This window comes from Herbaspirillum sp. B65 (genome assembly GCF_000333555.1).
GTDB lineage: Bacteria > Pseudomonadota > Gammaproteobacteria > Burkholderiales > Burkholderiaceae_D > Herbaspirillum > Herbaspirillum rubrisubalbicans.
In genome coordinates, this window is the sequence record NZ_BADI01000108.1 from 1 (window position 1) to 950 (window position 950).

The following is a 950-nucleotide window of genomic DNA, read 5'->3' on the forward strand; positions in this document are numbered from 1 at the left end:
TTCCGGTGCGTGCTCGGCCACGTAAGTGGCCGCACCGCCGTATTCACCGCCCAGCGCCAGCCCTTGCAGGATGCGCAGGATGATCAGGATGATCGGGGCGGTAATGCCGATGGGGGTGTGCCGCCGATGCCGGGCTTCCTGTAAGCCGTCGTATCCAGTTCATTTTCATTCGTCAAGTTGTCAGTTCGGAGCCTCCATGAGCCAAGTCCCAAGCAATGATAAAGAACCGCTGCGCGTCCTCTTCTGCGTCGGCGTGACGCAAAACTTCTTCGACCTGCCCGCCACCGAAACCGGTCCCGTATGGCAGGCCTATGGTCAGATGATGACGGCCCTGGCCACCATGGACGGCATCAAGGTCTTGGGCACCATGGATGACGACCGCCTGATGGTGGGCAAGTCCGACGCTGCCCCCTGGACCTTCTACATCATGGCCGATGTGGCCGACCTCGATACGGTGGTGGCTGCCTGCAATCTGTTCCGAAGATGAACACCGTGAGTATATTGGCAAAGGATGCCGGTTTTTCTAACAATTTGCGCTCGCTCGTCGAACTGGTGAAGTTTGCCGTCCAGCAAGTCATCGCCGCCCATGCCTTGAAGCCGGTGCGCAACGATGCTTCCGAATTCCACGACGCCGCCTATTTCGACGGCGTGACCGATCACTTCGAGATGGAAGTGCGCCTGCGCCAGCTGGACCATAGCCACCTGCACGCGGTCTGGAAGCTGCAATCGCAGATCTGAAGTACTGACTTGTCGTGGAGCAAGTCAGGCAGTCCCGGCAGTCCCGGTAGTCCCGGTAGTACCCTGCACCACCAGGCCGATGCGCCTGAAGAAAAATGATGAAGAGACCGGTTCCGTAGCGTCGGAACCGCAGGCCGCAGCCCGGCAGCGTTCGCCCCCGAGGCCAGTCGCCAATCCCATCCCCGCCCCAGCGGGGATTTGTCGTTACAGCC

At 60.4% G+C, this 950-nt stretch carries 1 protein-coding gene and 2 pseudogenes; 2 read left to right on the forward strand and 1 reads right to left on the reverse strand.

The window, feature by feature from the left end:
• Positions 1-120: pseudogene (locus I5W_RS34130) on the reverse strand (MFS transporter); the annotation flags it as partial.
• A 76-nt stretch (positions 121-196) separates the two neighbouring features.
• Between I5W_RS34130 and I5W_RS03030 the strand changes: the two are divergent.
• Positions 197-481, forward strand: a pseudogene (locus I5W_RS03030) (hypothetical protein); the annotation flags it as partial.
• 2 nt (positions 482-483) lie between these two features.
• Positions 484-738: a hypothetical protein gene (locus tag I5W_RS03035; RefSeq protein ID WP_044528134.1), complete on the forward strand. Its 255-nt coding sequence runs from the start codon at positions 484-486 to the stop codon at positions 736-738.
• Positions 739-950: the final 212 nt, after the last annotated feature.

Coding starts and splice junctions, on each gene's coding strand:
- I5W_RS03035 (WP_044528134.1), top strand. CDS start 484: ATGAACACCGTGAGTATATTGGCAAAGGATGCCGGTTTTTCTAACAAT.